Genomic DNA, 15,345 nt, shown 5'->3' with positions numbered 1-15,345 from the left:
CATGATGGCGACGCTGAACCTGTCCCTGCCCGAGCCGATGAAGGAGTGGGTCGAGGCGCAAGCGCGAAGCGGGCGCTTTTCCGATGCGGGCGAATATCTTCGGGCCCTGATCCAGCGGGATCGGGAGACCGCCGATGCCCGGGCCGAGCTGGAGCGGCTCGTCGCCGAGGGCTTCGACAGCGGCGTCAGCGAGCTCTCGATGGACGACGTCCTGGACATGGCGCGGCGGGAGGCACGCATCGCGTCGCAGACCCGGTGACGATCCGGCTCAGCCGCAGGGCCGTCGGGGACATCATCGAGATCTATACCCGGGGGGCGCAGGAATACGGAACGCAGCATGCGGAGCGCTACGGTGCCGGGCTGCGGGCGTTGTTCCGGTTGCTCGCCGCCAATCCGGGCATCGCGCGTCGGCGCACGGAATTCTCGCGCCCCGTTCGCCTGCATCCGTATCGCGCGCATCTCGTCGCCTATACCGAGCAGGAGGACGGCATCCTGATCGTCCGTGTGCTCCACAACCGGCAGGACTGGCCGCGACACCTGTCCTGATCCCATCCTGCAGGTGCCATGGAACAAGCTGCTCCGGCCTCTCCCATCGCGATCTACGTCGATGCCGATGCCTGCCCGGTGAAGGACGAGACCTTCCGCGTGGCGGCCCGCTACGGGCTGCACGTCTACGTCGTCGCCAATGCCTTCATGAACCTGCCGCGCGAGCCCTGGATCGAGCGCGTGGTCGTCGGCGACCGGCTGGACGAGGCGGATGACTGGATCGCGGAGCGGGTCGGCCCCGGCGCCATCGTGATCACCGCGGACGTGCCCCTGGCGAGCCGCTGCGTGAAGGCCGGCGCCGTGGCCCTGGCGCCGAACGGCAAGCCCTTCAGCGACTCCTCGGTCGGCATGGCGCTGGCGACCCGCAACCTGATGCAGGAGCTGCGCGAGGCCGGCCTGGTCACCGGCGGCCCGAAGCCGTTCTCGCGCCAGGACCGCTCGGCCTTCCTCGGCGCCCTCGACCGGGCGGTGATGCGCCTGCGGCGCGAGCGCGGCCTGTCCTGAGGGCGTAACCCCCATCACGAGCCGCTACCACACGTTGTGGAACGCTCTCGTTTGTTTCGCCGTTGCTCGCGATGAATCCACCCCTTTGGAGGAATTCATGCGCAAGAATCGTCTCTTCGCTGCCGCGGCCCTCACCCTGTTCGGCGTCTCGGGCGCCGTCGCCGAGACCACCGTGATCCACCGCGACGAGGGCGTCGTGGTCGACCGCCCGGCGACCACCTCCTCCACCACCGTCGAGCGCCGCGAGCATTCGGATGGCTGCGCCAGCAAGACGGTCTCGAAGGAGAACGACATGGGCGACCGCAAGACGGTCACCAAGGAGAGCTGCGACTGATCCCGGTCGGTCGGGTCCCCTGACGAAGGAACCCCGCCGCGGGCCACCGCGGCGGGGTTCTGTTGGCCGGGCGCGGCTCGGGCCGCGTCAGGAATGCGCCAGCACCGCCAGCAGCAGCAGGGCGATGATGTTGGTGATCTTGATCGCCGGGTTCACCGCGGGGCCGGCGGTGTCCTTGTAGGGGTCGCCGACGGTGTCGCCGGTCACCGCCGACTTGTGGGCCTCCGAGCCCTTGCCCCCGTGATGCCCGTCCTCGATGTACTTCTTGGCGTTGTCCCAGGCGCCGCCGCCGGAGGTCATCGAGATCGCGACGTAGAGCCCGGTGATGATCACGCCGAGCAGCATCGCGCCCACCGTGGCGAAGGCCTGGCTCTTGCCGGCGATCGACTGGATCACGAAGAACAGCACGATCGGCGAGAGCACCGGCAGGAGCGAGGGGATCACCATCTCCTTGATGGCGGCCCGGGTCAGCATGTCGACCGCCCGGCCGTAATCGGGCCGGTCGGTCCCCTGCATGATGCCGGGCTTCTCGCGGAACTGGCGCCGCACCTCCTCCACCACGGCGCTGGCCGCGCGGCCCACCGCCGTCATGGCGATGCCGCCGAAGAGATATGGGATCAGGCCGCCCAGCAGCAGGCCGACCACGACGTAGGGGTTCGAGAGCGAGAAATCGACGCTGACGCCCTGGAAGAAGCGGTACTGCGTCGGGCTCGCATGGGCGATGAAGTAGTTCAGGTCGGAGGTATAGGCGGCGAACAGCACCAGGGCGCCGAGGCCGGCCGAGCCGATGGCATAGCCCTTGGTGACGGCCTTGGTGGTGTTGCCGACCGCGTCGAGGGCGTCGGTCGCCTTGCGCACGTCCGAGGGCAGGCCCGACATCTCGGCGATGCCGCCGGCATTGTCGGTGACCGGGCCGAAGGCGTCGAGGGCGACGATGAAGCCGGCCAGCGCCAGCATCGCCGTGACCGCGATGGCGATTCCGAACAGGCCGCCGAGCGCGTAGGTCGCGATGATGCCCGCCACGATCACGAGGGCCGGCAGCGCCGTGGATTCGAGCGAGATCGCCAGCCCCTGGATCACGTTGGTGCCGTGGCCGGTGACGGAGGCGTCCGCGATCGAGCGCACGGGCCGGAAGTTCGTGCCCGTGTAGTACTCGGTGATCACGACGATGAGCGCCGTGATCGCGAGGCCGAGCACCGCGCAGCCGAACAGGGCGCCGGAGGTGAAGGTCACGCCGGTATTGGTCTTGAATTCGGTCCCGAAACCGCCGAGCAGGGTCAGGTTCACGAGCGCGATCGCCACCACCGAGAGCACGCCCGCGGCGATGAGGCCCTTGTAGAGGGCGCCCATGATCGACTGGTTGGCGCCGAGCTTCACGGCGTAGGTGCCGGCGATCGAGGTGACGATGCAGGCCGCACCGATGGCGAGCGGGTAGAGCATCATCGCTTCGAGCACGTTGCGGCCGCCCATATCGGTCTGGCCGGCGAAGAAGATCGCGGCGAGCACCATGGTGGCCACCGTGGTCACGGCGTAGGTCTCGAACAGGTCGGCGGCCATGCCTGCGCAGTCGCCGACATTGTCGCCCACGTTGTCGGCGATGGTGGCCGGGTTGCGCGGGTCGTCCTCCGGGATGCCGGCCTCGACCTTGCCGACGAGGTCGCCGCCGACATCCGCGCCCTTGGTGAAGATGCCGCCGCCGAGGCGGGCGAAGATCGAGATCAGCGAGGCGCCGAAGCCCAGGGCCACCAGCGCGTCGATCACCTCGCGGCTCGCCGGGGCGAGGCCCGCGCCGCGGGTGAGGTAGAGGTAGTAGAAGGCGACGCCGAGCAGGGCGAGGCCGGCCACCAGCATGCCGGTGACGGCGCCGGACTTGAAGGCGACCTCGAGGCCGCCGCCGAGCGACTGGGTGGCGGCCTGGGCGGTGCGGACATTGGCGCGCACCGAGACGTTCATGCCGATGAAGCCGGCGGCCCCCGAGAGCACCGCGCCGATCAGGAAGCCGATCGCCACCTTGATCCCGAGGAACCAGGCGAGAAGCACGAAGAGGACGAGGCCGACGAGGCCGATCGTGGCGTATTGGCGCCGGAGATAGGCCTGGGCGCCCTCGGCGATGGCCCCGGCGATTTCCTGCATGCGCTGCGTGCCGGCATCTCGCCGCATCACGTCGCGGATCGTGACGATTCCGTAGGCGATGGCGCACAGCCCGCCCAGTATGATCAGCAACAGTGCGGTCATTCCTCGTCCTTGGATTTTGGTTGTGATTGCCGAGCTTGGCCGGACGGCCACGGGACGTGGGTGCTCGGTTTCGGGCGCTCCTCCCTCAAGAAGCCTGCCTAGCTTGCCGAAGTTCAGCGGGAAGCGCAAACGCTGTTGTTGCGTCGCGGACAGCGAAGATTGTTGCGTCGCAAGATCTGCCGGCTATTCGTGCGCCCGCGCGGCGACGAATGCGGCGCAGCATGGAATGGATACAATTTTCGCGCGGGGCGAATCCCGCCCCGCGAAGGCCGCCGCGCCGCCTCGGAAACCGCGATCAGGCCGGCGGGAGCGCCTCGGGATCGATCGGCGCCCCGTCGGCCCAGTCCGTGAGGAGCGCGCGCACGGCCGCGGGCGAGGCGAGGCGGCGCTGCGCCCCGGTCTCCTCGTCGCCGACGCGCACGCTGACGCCGCCATCCGCGTTCACGCTGGCGAAGGCGATCTCGTCGGTCTTGTCGTCGCCTAGGAAGATCGCCCGGCGCCCCGCATAGGGGGCCGCCGCACCGAAGGCGCGGATGGCGTGGCCCTTGGTGGCGCTGGCGGGCAGGATCTCCCCCACCGCCTTGCCGAGCTGGAGCCGGTAGGCCGCCCCGAGATCGGCGGCGACCGTCCTGACGAGAGCCTGCGCCCGGCCCGCCTCCGCCTCGGCGGCGAGGCGCCAATGCACGGCGACGGAGGCGCCCTTGTCCTCGATCAGCACCTGCGCGAGGGGCGCGGTCTCGCGCTTGAGCCGCTCGACGCCGGCGCGCAGGTCCGGATGGTCCTCCGGCCGGCCGCCGCTGGTCGTGCCGGCCAGGCGGCGCTCGACGCCGTGCAGGCCGGCGATGTCGAAGCGGGCCGGGGCGAGGAAATCGTCGATGGTGGCGATCGGGCGGCCGGTGACGATGGCGAGCGCCCCGCCGAGGCGCGCCCGCAGGCGCTCCAGGACCGGCACCAGGGCCGGATCGACCCGGACCGCGTCCGGCCGCGGGGCGATCTCGACCAGGGTGCCGTCGAAGTCGAGGAAGAGGGCGAAGGCGTCGCTCGTCGTCACGCGGAAACTCCCGGGGTCGCGGCCGTGCAGGTCGGCCTCCCCCATCTAGGGCGGCCGTCCGTTCGGGAAGCCGCGCCGGCATGCCGGCGTCAAGCGTCCGAGCCCGCTCGCGGCCGCGGCGCCGTCTTGACCCTGCGCGCCGGCATCGCCCATGCGTGCGGCGCGAGCGTGCCGCGAGGACGAGACGAATGGCCGAGATCACGGTGAGCGACCCCCGGAGCCTCGGGCTCTGCCCCGAGCGGCTGGAGCGCGTGGATGCCTGGATGCGGCGCTACGTCGAGACGGGCAGGCTCGCCGGCCTCTCGGTGATGCTGTCACGCCGGGGCGAGACGGCCTTCTTCCGCGCCCACGGCATGGCGGACATCGCCCGCGGCAAGCCGTTCACCGCGGAGACGATCACCCGCATCTACTCGATGACGAAGCCGCTGACCTCGCTCGCGGTGCTGATGCTCTACGAGGAAGGCCGCTTCCAGCTCGACGATCCCCTCGCCCGCTACCTGCCGGACTTCGCCGAGATGCGCGTCGCCACCGGCGGCAACCGGGTGAAGCTCGAGACCGAGCCGGCCCTGCGCCCGATCACGATCCGCGACCTCCTCACCCACACCGCCGGCCTGACCTACGGCTTCATGGAGGCGACCCTCGTCGACGCCCTCTACCGGATCCACGGCATCGACTTCCAGGCCTCGGAGCATTCCCTGGCGGATCTGGTGGCGCGGGTGGCGCGCCAGCCGCTCCTGGCCCAGCCGGGGGCGGAGTGGAACTACTCGGTGGCGACCGACGTGCTCGGGCATCTCGTCGCCGTGCTCTCGGGCATGGACTTCGCCGCGTTCATGCGCACGCGCATCCTGGCGCCCCTCGGCATGCACGACACCGATTTCTCCGTGCCGGAGGCGAAGCACGGGCGCTTCGCCGCCAATTACGTGTTCGGCCGCGACGGCCGGCTCAAGGTCTATGACGACGCGGTCGGCAGCCGCTTCCTCGCGCCGCCGCCGGTGGCCTCGGGCGGGGGCGGCCTCGTCTCGACGGCGGCCGACTACATGCGCTTCTGCCGGCTCGTCCTGAACCGGGGCAGCCTCGACGGGGTGCGGCTCCTCGGCCGCAAGACCGTCGACCTGATGCTCATGAACCACCTGCCCGGCGACCTCGCGGCGATGGGCCAGCCGCGCTTCTCGGAATCCTCCTACACGGGCATCGGCTTCGGCCTCGGCTTCTCGGTGATGCTCGACCCGGCCCGGGCCCAGATCGTGGGCACGCCGGGCGAGGTCGCCTGGGGCGGGCTCGCCAGCACCTCCTTCTGGATCGACCCGGCCGAGGATCTCGCCGTGGTCCTGCTCGCCCAGCTCATCCCCTCCTCGGCCCTGCCGCTCCGGCGGGAATTGCGGGTGCTCACCTACGCCGCCCTCGTCGACTGAGACCCTGCTGGCTGCAAACTTGCACGCCGCGGAAGAGCCGGTCTCGCCGGCCTGTCGACAGATGATGCGTAGGGACGGAAACCCCATGAAGCGTGAAGACCTCACGGAGAAGCTTCTCGACATCAAGCGGGAGAAGGGCTGGACCTGGAAATACATTCAGGAGGAGATCGGCGGGATCTCGCCGATCCTGATCACCGCCGCCTGCATGGGCCAGATGAAGCTGCCCAAGGCGCAGGCGAAGAAGGCCGCCGAGCTGTTCGGCCTGAGCCAGGCCGAGGAGCGCATGCTCAACGAGGCGCCCTATCGCGGCTCGATCCCGCAGATGCCGCCGACCGACCCGCTGATCTACCGCTTCTACGAGCTGGTCATGGTCTACGGCACCACCTGGAAGGAGCTGATCCAGGAGGAATTCGGCGACGGCATCATGTCGGCGATCGACTTCAACATGACCATGGAGCGCGAGCCCAACAACAAGGGCGACCGGGTGAAGATGAACCTCTCGGGCAAGTTCCTGCCCTACAAGTATTACGGCAACGAGGACGGCGTGCCGGAATACGGCTTCAAGGAGAGCTGAGCCTCCCGCGGTCGCCGCGTCGCGCCCGGTCCCTCAGGGGCCGGGCGTGCCGTGCAGGAAGTCCCGGTCCGGATCGTGCCCGTCGAGGCTGCGGGCGACGCCGCGGGCGATGCCGATCAGGGCCGTCACCATCGGCGTCATCGGGTCGCGCCGGGCGGCGACGAGGCCGATCGTGTGCTCCAGGTCCGGCTCCACGATCGGGATCGAGCGCACCCCCTCCGTCGGGCCGAGGGCGTCGGCGAGGATCGCCGGCATGATGCTGGCCCAGCGCAGGGTGCGCACATGGGTCATCAGCACGATCATCGAGTTCGATTCGAGGCTCGGCGCCGGCTCGCCCCCAGCCTCGCGCAATTGCTGGTCGATGATGCGCCGGTTCTGCATGTTCGGCGTCAGCAGGCAGAGCGGGATCTTGGCCACCTCCGCCCAGGTCACGTTCGAGCGGTCGTCGTAGGGGCCGCCGGCGGCGGTGAGCAGGCGATAGCGCTCCCGGTAGAGGGGAACGGCGGTGACGCGGCCCAGCGGCTCGTTGTCGAGATAGGTCAGCCCGGCATCGGCCTCGAGATTCTCGAGCAGCGAGAAGATGTCGGAGGAGGTGGTGGAATCGATGGTGAAGCGCACGTCCGGGTAGCGCGCCCGGTAGGGCGTGGTCAGGGAGGCCACCATCGGCAGGGCGGTCGGCACCGCGGCGATGCGCAGATGGCCGGCGAGCCCCCGCCGCAGGGCCGCCACGTCCTCCTGCATGGCCCGCGTGTCGGCCACGATGCGGCGCGCCCAGGCCAGCACCTTGTCGCCTTCGTGGGTGAAGCCCTGGAAGCGCGAGCCCCGCTGCACGAGGCGCACGCCGAAGCGCTCCTCCAGGTTCTTCACCCCGGCCGAGAGCGTCTGCTGGGTCACGCCGCAGGCCTCGGCCGCGCGGCCGAAATGCTGCTCCCGGGCGAGCGCCAGCAGGAATTCCAGCTTGTCGATCAAGGCGCCGAGTCCCCTCTCGGGCCCGGGAGGGCCGCGCCCCAGCGGTGGTAGGCCGCCAGGCGGCCGCGCTCAAGGGAGAAGCTTCCTATCGGAACGGCGGCGAAACGCTGTCGGCCCGTTTCCGGCGGATGGGAGCGGCTCGCGCGGGATGCCCCTCTCCCCACAAGGGGGCGAGGAAAGGCGCGCGACCGGAGAGCGTTCGGAAACCCTTTGAAAGGCGGCCCCGGCTCAGCCCGCGTCGCTGGCGCCCTCGCCGACGAGCTGCGGATTGCGGGTCGCCGGGCGGATCGGGCTCTCCGAGGTGGATTCCTCGGTCAGGGCCTTGTGGACGAGGGCGTCGAGCCGGTCGCCGGCCGCGTCGGCATAGCCCGCGAGGTCCCGGCGCATCTTCGGGGTCCAGAAGGCCACGATGTGCTTGTGGATGCCGGCCACGGCCTCGTCTTCCGGATAGGAGCGGAAGAAGGCGGCGATCTGGTTCGCCATGCGCACCAGCTTGTCGTTGGAATTCGTCGCGCTCATCGCCTCGGGACTCATGCGGGTGTCGTGTCGTCGCCCCCGCGCGGGACGTCCCGCGCGGGGCGGCCCCTCCCCTCGCGGGGGGAGGAGCGCTTCGTCAGGTCCGGGGACCTTACTCCGCGGCCGCCTGGGCGATCCGGGTGAGGGAGAAGTCCTCCTCGTAGAACTTCGCCTGCCAGTCGGAGGGACGGTTCGTGCGCCGCACCTGCACCGCCGTCACCTTGTATTCCGGGCAGTTCGTCGCCCAGTCCGAGTAGTCGGTGGTGATGACGTTGGCGCCGGTCTTGGCGTGGTGGAAGGTCGTGTAGACGATGCCGGGCTGCATCCGCTCGGTGACCTTCGCCTTGAGGGCGATGTCGCCGGAGCGGCTCTCCAGGGAGACGAGATCGCCGTCGACGATGCCCCGGGGCTCGGCGTCGAAGGGATGGATCTCGAGCACGTCCTCCTCGTGCCAGCGCGAGTTCTCCGTGCGGCGGGTCTGCGCGCCGACATTGTACTGCGACAGGATGCGGCCCGTGGTCAGGATCAGCGGGAAGCGCGGGCCGGTCCGCTCGTCGGTGGCCACGTATTCCGTGATCATGAACTTACCCTTGCCGCGCACGAAGCGGTCGACATGCATCATCGGCGTGCCGTTCGGGGCCTTGTCGTTGCACGGCCACTGGATCGAGCCGAGCTCGTCGAGCTTGGCGTAGGAGACCCCGGTGAAGCTCGGGGTCAGCCGGGCGATCTCGTCCATGATCTCGGAAGGGTGGCTGTAGTTCATCTCGTAGCCGAGGGCCTTGGCGAGCAGGATCGTGCCCTCCCAGTCGCCGTAGCCGCCGAGCGGGGCCATCACCTTGCGCACGCGGCTGATGCGCCGCTCGGCATTGGTGAAGGTGCCGTCCTTCTCCAGGAACGAGGCGCCCGGCAGGAAGACGTGGGCGTATTTGGCGGTCTCGTTCAGGAAGATGTCCTGGATCACGATGCACTCCATGGCCTTGAGGCCGGAGGTCACGTGATGGGTGTCGGGGTCGGACTGGGCGATGTCCTCGCCCTGGATGTACATGCCCTTGAAGGTGCCATCGACGGCCTCGTCGAGCATGTTGGTGATGCGCAGGCCCGGCGCGTTGTCGAGCTTGGCCCCCCAGATCGCCTCGAAGCTCTCGCGGGTGGCGTCGTCCGAGACGTGGCGGTAGCCGGTGAGCTCGTGCGGGAACGAGCCCATGTCGCAGGAGCCCTGCACGTTGTTCTGGCCGCGCAGCGGGTTCACGCCGGCACCGACCTTGCCGATATTGCCGGTGGCCATGGCGATGTTGGCCATGCCCATGACCATGGTCGAGCCCTGGCTGTGCTCGGTCACGCCCAGGCCGTAATAGATCGCCGCGTTGCCGCCGGTGGCGTAGAGGCGGGCGGCCTGGCGGATCGCCTGCGGGTCGACCCCGGTCACGGCCTCGGCCGCCTCCGGCGAGTTGCGCTCCTCGGCGATGAAGCGGGCCCAGACCTCGAAGGCGTCGAGCTCGCAGCGCTCGCGGATATAGGCCTCGTCGATCAGCCCTTCCGTGATGATCACGTGGGCGAAGGCGTTGATGAAGGCGACGTTGGAGCCGGGCTTGAGCGGCAGGTGGTAGTCGGCCTTGATGTGGGGCGACTTCACCAGGTCGATCCGGCGCGGATCGGCCACGATCAGCTTGGCGCCCTCGCGCAGGCGCTTCTTCATGCGCGAGCCGAAGACCGGGTGGCCGTCGGTCGGGTTGGCGCCGATGACCAGGATCACGTCGGAATTCTCGACCGACTTGAAGTCCTGGGTGCCGGCGGAGGTGCCCAGCGTCGACATCAGGCCGTAGCCGGTCGGCGAGTGGCAGACGCGGGCGCAGGTATCGACGTTGTTGTTGCCGAAGGCGGCGCGCACCAGCTTCTGGACGAGGTAGGCCTCCTCGTTGGTGCAGCGGGACGAGGTGATGCCGCCGACCGAGTCCTTGCCGTACTTGGCCTGGATGCGCTTGAACTCGGAGGCGGCGTGGTTGATCGCCTCCTCCCAGGAGACCTCGCGCCACGGATCCGTGATCTTCTCGCGGATCATCGGCTTGGTGATGCGGTCCTTGTGGGTGGCGTAGCCGTAGGCGAAGCGGCCCTTCACGCAGGAATGGCCCTCATTCGCCTTGCCGCCCTTGTAGGGCACCATGCGGATGACCTTGTCGCCCTGCATCTCCGCCTTGAAGGCGCAGCCGACGCCGCAATAGGCGCAGGTGGTCACGGCCGAATGCTCGGGCTGGCCGAATTCGTGGACCGTCTTCTCCTGAAGGGTCGCGGTCGGGCAGGCCTGGACGCAGGCGCCGCAGGACACGCATTCCGACTGCATGAAGTTGGTCGGGCCGGAGGCCACGCGGGAATCGAAGCCGCGGCCGGCGATGGTGAGCGCGAAGGTGCCCTGGACCTCCTCGCAGGCCCGCACGCAGCGATTGCAGACGATGCACTTCGACGGGTCGTAGGTGAAGTAGGGGTTCGACTCGTCCTTGGGCAGGTAGCGGTCGGAGGAGGGCTTGACGTGGTTGTCGCCGTCATAGCCGTAGCGCACGTCGCGCAGGCCGACCTGGCCCGCCGTGTCCTGCAGCTCGCAATCGCCGTTGGCGGCGCAGGTCAGGCAGTCGAGGGGGTGGTCGGAGATGTAGAGCTCCATCACGCCCTTGCGCAGGCGGTGCAGCTTGTCGGTCTGCGTGTGCACGACCATGCCGTTCTCGGCCGGGGTGGTGCAGGAGGCGGGTGTCCCGCGCCGGCCCTCGATCTCCACGAGGCACATCCGGCAGGAGCCGAAGGGCTCCAGCGAATCCGTGGCGCAGAGCTTCGGGATCTTGGTGCCGGCATGCATGGCCGCGGCCATCACGGAGGTGCCGGCGGGGACCGTCACGCTCTCGCCGTCGATGGTCAGCGTCACGGTCTGCTCCGCGACGCGGATCGGCGTGCCGTAGTCGATTTCCTTGATGAGGGTCATGAACGCCTCCTCACTCGGCCGCGGCGGGGAGATCGCCCGCACGCCTGAAATCCTCGGGGAAATGGGTGATCGCGCTCATCACGGGCATCGGCGTCAGGCCGCCCATGGCGCAGAGCGAGCCGTCGGTCATGACCTCGCAGAGGTCCTCGACGAGCTTCAGGTTGGCCTCGGGCCGGATGCCGGCGATGACCTTGTCCATGGTCTCGACGCCGCGGGTGGCGCCGATCCGGCAGGGGGTGCACTTGCCGCAGGATTCCGCGGCGCAGAACTCGAAGGCGAAGCGGGCCTGCTGGGCCATGTCGACGGTGTCGTCGAACACCACGATGCCGCCATGGCCGACGAGGCCCTTGTTGGCCGCCATCGCCTCGTAGTCGAGGGGCGTGTCGAGCAGCTCGTCGGGGAAATAGGCCCCCAGCGGCCCGCCGACCTGCACCGCGCGGACCGGGCGCCCGGAGCGGGTGCCGCCGCCGAACTCCTCGATCACCTGCCGCAGGGTGATGCCGAAGGCGTACTCGATCAGGCCGCCCTGCTTGACGTTGCCGGCGAGCTGGATCGGCAGGGTGCCGAGGGAGCGGCCCATGCCGTAATCGGCATAGGCCTTGGCGCCGTGCTCCAGGATCCAGGGCACGGCCGTGAAGGTCATCACGTTGTTGACGAGCGTGGGCTTGCCGAGGAAGCCCTTCAGGGCCGGGATCGGCGGCTTGGCCCGCACGATGCCGCGCTTGCCCTCCAGGCTCTCGAGCAGGGAGGTCTCCTCGCCGCAGATATAGGCGCCCGCGCCCATCCGCACCTCGAGGTGGAAGCTCTTGCCCGAGCCCAGGATGTTGTCGCCGAGCACGCCGGCCTTCACGCCGTTGGCGATGGCATCGGCGAGCGTGCGCACGCTCTGCGGATATTCCGAGCGGCAATAGATGTAGCCGCGGGTGGCCCCCGTCGCGACCGCGGCGATGGTCATGCCCTCGATCAGGTTGAAGGGGTCGCCCTCCATCATCAGGCGGTCGGCGAAGGTGCCGGAATCGCCCTCGTCGGCATTGCAGACCACGTATTTCTGGTCCGCCTTGGCGAGCATCACCGTGTTCCACTTGATGCCCGCGGGGAAGCCGGCGCCGCCGCGACCGCGCAGGCCGGACTCGCGCACCTGCTCGACGATCTTGTCGGCCTCGAGCTTCAGCGCGGCCTCCAGGCCGCGATAGCCGCCATGGGCCCGGTAATCCTCCACCGAGACCGGATCGACCACGCCGCAGCGGTGGAAGGTGATGCGGTGCTGGCGCTTGAGGAAGGGGATCTCCTCCGGGTCGCCGAGGCGCAGGGCGTGCGCGCCGCCCGCGACGAGGCCGGCATCGAGCAGGGCGTCGACGTCGGAGGCCTTGACCGGGCCGTAGGCGATGCGGCCCTGCGGGGTCGCGACCTCCACCATGGGCTCCAGCCAGAACAGGCCGCGGGAGCCGGTGCGCACGATCTCGACGTCGAGGCCGCGGGTCTCGGCGCCCTTGAACAGGGCGCGGGCGACGCGGTTGGCGCCGAGGCCCAGCGCGACCGCATCCTGGGGGACGTAGATCTTGGTGCTCATTGACGGGACTCCGTCAGTGCGGCCTCGAGGGTATCGGCGGTCAGGTTCGCGATCGGCTCGCCGTCGACGAGGGCAGCGGGGCCGTTGGCGCAGAGGCCGAGGCAGTAGACCGGCTCGACGGTGACGTTGCCGTCGGCGGTGGTCTCGTGGAAGCCGCAGCCGAGGCGCTCCAGGATCTCCCGGTGGAGCTTGGCCGAGCCCATCGCCTGGCAGGCCTCGGCCCGGCAGAGCTTGACCTCGTGGCGGCCGGCGGGCGCCTTGCGGAAGTCATGGTAGAACGAGATGCAGCCATGCACCTCGGCGCGGGAGAGGTTCAGCGCGTCCGCGATCAGCGGGATCGCGCCCTCGTCGACATAGCCGAAGGTCTCCTGCAGGGCATGCAGGATCGGGAGCGTCGCACCCTCGAGATGCTGGTGCTCGGCGACGATCCCTGCGGCGCGCGTGGCGCTCCATGGCTCGGGACTGGCCATAATTTCCTACCCAGATTGGTTTTTTTCTAAGGCGAATGGACCAAAGTCCAACGCCGAATGCAATCAAGCGCTCCGGTCGCCTGACAGATAATTCCTGTTGAGCGGGGTGGTTCGACGGAAAACAGCCTGCAATCGGAACGGTTTTGCCGGTGATCTGGTATGCCATACACCAGATGCGGGCTTGTCATGTGCATGACGCAAGCCCGTCCGCCCCCGTGGGAGGCCGTTCCCCTCCCCTCGGCCCAGGGCGGCGGGGGCTACCGGTCCGGGAGGGCCAGCTTCACGGCGATGCCGTGCTGATCGTTCTCGAAGACATGGGCGACGTCCTCGACCGTCCAGCGCACCGGCTCGGCGCCGAAATCGAGGATGACGCATTCGCCGATGCGCGGCACCGACTCGCCGGGGCGGAAGGAGATGGTCCTGCGCATCAGGCCGGCCTTCGCGCCGTCGGGTGCCAGGAAGACCACGTCGATGCCTGTCATGACGGCTCCGGACCCGATGCGCCGGGCGACCGGGCTTCCGGCTGCGCACTCCATCACAGCCGCGCTCGATTTTGAAGAGCGCGGCCGGAAAAAGCTGTCCGGAGAGGGGGTTCCCGCCGTTTCCGTCGCCCGGGCGGCCCTCAGCGCCCGGCCAGGGCCTCGAAGCCGAAGGGCACCTCCGCCGGGCCGGTCGGCGCGCGGCCCGTGGAGGCCGCCGGTCCGACGCCGCGGCTCAGCCGGGCATGCACGGTCGCCATCACGAGGACGGCCATGGCGAAGACCTGGTGGCAGAGCGCCGCCCAGAGGGGCACCTGCAGCAGCAGCGTGGCGATGCCGAGCCCCGCCTGGGCCAGCGCCAGGGCGGCGACGCCGGCCGCCCGGCCCGCCGCGCCGCTCTGGCCCGAGAGCCGGGCGTCGAGGGCGTGCAGCAGGGCGACGAGGACGACGAGATAGGCCGCGAGGCGGTGGTTGAACTGCACCAGGGTGACGTTGTCGACGAAGTTCTCGATGAGGGGCTTGATCGCGAACAGGGCGTCGGCGGCGGGCACGAACACGCCGTCCATGTCCGGCCAGGTGTTGTAGATCAGGCCCGCCTTGGAGCCGGCGACGAGGCCGCCGAGGAAGATCTGGACCAGAACCAGCACGGGGAGCGCGCAGGCGCCGACACGGATCCGCGCCGGGGCCGGGGCGAGCGCCTGCCCGCGCAGGCCCGCGGCGAGCCAGACGAGGCCGGCCAGGATCAGGGAGGCGGTGGTCAGGTGCAGGGCGAGCTTGAGGGGCGCCACCGCGGTCATGCCCGGCTGCAGCCCCGAGGCGACCATGATCCAGCCGATAGCCCCCTGCAGGCCGCCGAGCAGCCCGAGGCCGAGCAGGCCCAGCAGCAGGCGGCCGCTCAGCGCCCGCCGCCACAGGAACCAGAAGAAGGGCAGGAAGAACACCAGCCCGACGATGCGCCCGAGCAGGCGGTGGCCCCATTCCCACCAGAAGAGCGTCTTGAAGTCGGAGAGCCCCATGCCCTCGTTGAGGATGCGGTACTGGGGCGTGCCGCGATACTTCTCGAACTCCGCCGTCCAGTCGGCCGCCGAGAGGGGCGGCATCGCCCCGGTCACCGGCCGCCACTCGGTGATGGAGAGGCCGGAGCCGGTGAGGCGCGTCGCCCCGCCGACCGCGACCATGGCCACCACGAGCAGCGCCAGCAGATAGAGCCACGCGCGCACCCCGCGCCGGGCGCGCGCCTCGGCCGCGGGCGCCGGCGGGATCTCGGATGCGCCTTGCGCGCCGGGGGCGAACGGTCTCATGGTCTGCCGCATCGTCTCGCTGCCGCCCCCGAGCACAGGGGCCGGCGACCCCTTACGGCAGGGCCGGGCGGGAGCGCAACGCGGGGGAGGTCGGGCCTGGTCTGTCCGCTCCGTCCGAGCCTTGGGGTGGAAAGTTCATGCGGCGTCGCACCCGGACCCTGGTCGGGACCTTCGGCATCCTCGCCTTCGTCACGGTCTACGCGCCCCTCGCCATGGCGCTCGCCGACAGCCGGATCTCCCAGACCCCGCCCCTGGTGCAGGCGCTGCTCTACTCGATCCTCGGCATCGCCTGGATCTTCCCGCTGATGCCCCTGATCCGCTGGATGGAGCGGCCGGACGATCCGGCCTGAGGCCGGTTCCGGAGGCGGAAAAACCGGCGCCGCCCCCGATGGGGAAGAAAGACGCCCTGAAGACCG

16 protein-coding genes are annotated in these 15,345 nt (G+C 69.8%); 7 read left to right on the top strand and 9 right to left on the bottom strand.

Annotated elements, in window-relative coordinates:
• The first annotated feature begins 1 nt into the window (after position 1).
• The 4 genes from MMB17_RS17900 (at position 2) to MMB17_RS17885 (ending at position 1,384) form a co-directional block, all read left to right on the top strand.
• The gene (locus MMB17_RS17900; protein ID WP_338041749.1) at positions 2-259 is read left to right on the top strand and encodes a type II toxin-antitoxin system ParD family antitoxin; all 258 of its coding nucleotides are present in this window, start codon (positions 2-4) and stop codon (positions 257-259) included.
• The gene (locus MMB17_RS17895) at positions 256-546 is read left to right on the top strand and encodes a type II toxin-antitoxin system RelE/ParE family toxin (RefSeq protein ID WP_241099759.1); all 291 of its coding nucleotides are present in this window, start codon (positions 256-258) and stop codon (positions 544-546) included. Before MMB17_RS17900 ends, MMB17_RS17895 begins: the two co-directional genes overlap by 4 nt.
• An 18-nt stretch (positions 547-564) precedes the next feature.
• Complete coding sequence (locus tag MMB17_RS17890) at positions 565-1,050, top strand: YaiI/YqxD family protein (protein WP_241099758.1); 486 nt, start codon at positions 565-567, stop codon at positions 1,048-1,050.
• 97 nt (positions 1,051-1,147) lie between these two features.
• Positions 1,148-1,384: a hypothetical protein gene (locus MMB17_RS17885; protein WP_241099757.1), complete on the top strand. Its 237-nt coding sequence runs from the start codon at positions 1,148-1,150 to the stop codon at positions 1,382-1,384.
• An 87-nt stretch (positions 1,385-1,471) separates the two neighbouring features.
• Here MMB17_RS17885 and MMB17_RS17880 read toward each other — a convergent pair whose 3' ends face one another.
• Both MMB17_RS17880 and otsB read right to left on the bottom strand, forming a co-directional pair.
• The gene (locus tag MMB17_RS17880; protein WP_241099756.1) at positions 1,472-3,619 is read right to left on the bottom strand and encodes a sodium-translocating pyrophosphatase; all 2,148 of its coding nucleotides are present in this window, start codon (positions 3,617-3,619) and stop codon (positions 1,472-1,474) included.
• A 295-nt stretch (positions 3,620-3,914) separates the two neighbouring features.
• Complete coding sequence (gene otsB, locus MMB17_RS17875) at positions 3,915-4,715, bottom strand: trehalose-phosphatase (RefSeq protein WP_420847284.1); 801 nt, start codon at positions 4,713-4,715, stop codon at positions 3,915-3,917.
• A gap of 143 nt (positions 4,716-4,858) precedes the next feature.
• On the opposite strand from otsB, the gene MMB17_RS17870 reads away from it, so the two are divergent.
• Positions 4,859-6,082 (top strand): serine hydrolase domain-containing protein, encoded by a 1,224-nt coding sequence (locus MMB17_RS17870; RefSeq protein WP_238311124.1) that lies wholly within the window; start codon positions 4,859-4,861, stop codon positions 6,080-6,082.
• 85 nt (positions 6,083-6,167) lie between these two features.
• Positions 6,168-6,656 carry a cyanase gene (gene cynS, locus MMB17_RS17865; RefSeq protein WP_238311123.1) on the top strand — a complete coding sequence of 163 codons (489 nt, stop codon included), beginning with the start codon at positions 6,168-6,170 and terminating at the stop codon, positions 6,654-6,656.
• A gap of 33 nt (positions 6,657-6,689) precedes the next feature.
• On the opposite strand, the gene MMB17_RS17860 is transcribed toward cynS, so the two are convergent.
• From MMB17_RS17860 to MMB17_RS17830, 7 genes are all read right to left on the bottom strand, one after another.
• On the bottom strand, positions 6,690-7,625 hold the full coding sequence (locus MMB17_RS17860; protein ID WP_241099755.1) for a LysR family transcriptional regulator: 936 nt from the start codon (positions 7,623-7,625) through the stop codon (positions 6,690-6,692).
• Between the two features lie 228 nt (positions 7,626-7,853).
• Complete coding sequence (locus MMB17_RS17855; RefSeq protein ID WP_238311250.1) at positions 7,854-8,144, bottom strand: formate dehydrogenase subunit delta; 291 nt, start codon at positions 8,142-8,144, stop codon at positions 7,854-7,856.
• A 109-nt stretch (positions 8,145-8,253) separates the two neighbouring features.
• Entirely contained in the window at positions 8,254-11,109 is a 2,856-nt protein-coding gene (fdhF, locus tag MMB17_RS17850; RefSeq protein ID WP_241099754.1) for a formate dehydrogenase subunit alpha, read from the bottom strand.
• 10 nt (positions 11,110-11,119) lie between these two features.
• Positions 11,120-12,679, bottom strand: coding sequence for a formate dehydrogenase beta subunit (locus MMB17_RS17845; RefSeq protein ID WP_241099753.1), 1,560 nt, complete (start codon positions 12,677-12,679; stop codon positions 11,120-11,122).
• The gene (locus tag MMB17_RS17840) at positions 12,676-13,149 is read right to left on the bottom strand and encodes a formate dehydrogenase subunit gamma (protein WP_238311119.1); all 474 of its coding nucleotides are present in this window, start codon (positions 13,147-13,149) and stop codon (positions 12,676-12,678) included. Before MMB17_RS17840 ends, MMB17_RS17845 begins: the two co-directional genes overlap by 4 nt.
• A 257-nt stretch (positions 13,150-13,406) precedes the next feature.
• Positions 13,407-13,631, bottom strand: coding sequence for a hypothetical protein (locus tag MMB17_RS17835; RefSeq protein WP_238311118.1), 225 nt, complete (start codon positions 13,629-13,631; stop codon positions 13,407-13,409).
• Positions 13,632-13,771: 140 nt separating this feature from the next.
• The gene (locus MMB17_RS17830) at positions 13,772-14,929 is read right to left on the bottom strand and encodes a COX15/CtaA family protein (protein ID WP_241099752.1); all 1,158 of its coding nucleotides are present in this window, start codon (positions 14,927-14,929) and stop codon (positions 13,772-13,774) included.
• A 137-nt stretch (positions 14,930-15,066) separates the two neighbouring features.
• Between MMB17_RS17830 and MMB17_RS17825 the strand changes: the two genes are divergently transcribed.
• Positions 15,067-15,279, top strand: coding sequence for a DUF2842 domain-containing protein (locus tag MMB17_RS17825; RefSeq protein WP_238311116.1), 213 nt, complete (start codon positions 15,067-15,069; stop codon positions 15,277-15,279).
• Positions 15,280-15,345: the final 66 nt, after the last annotated feature.

This window comes from Methylobacterium organophilum (genome assembly GCF_022533465.1).
Lineage (GTDB): Bacteria > Pseudomonadota > Alphaproteobacteria > Rhizobiales > Beijerinckiaceae > Methylobacterium > Methylobacterium organophilum.
This window is presented reverse-complemented; position numbering and strand designations above follow the sequence as displayed.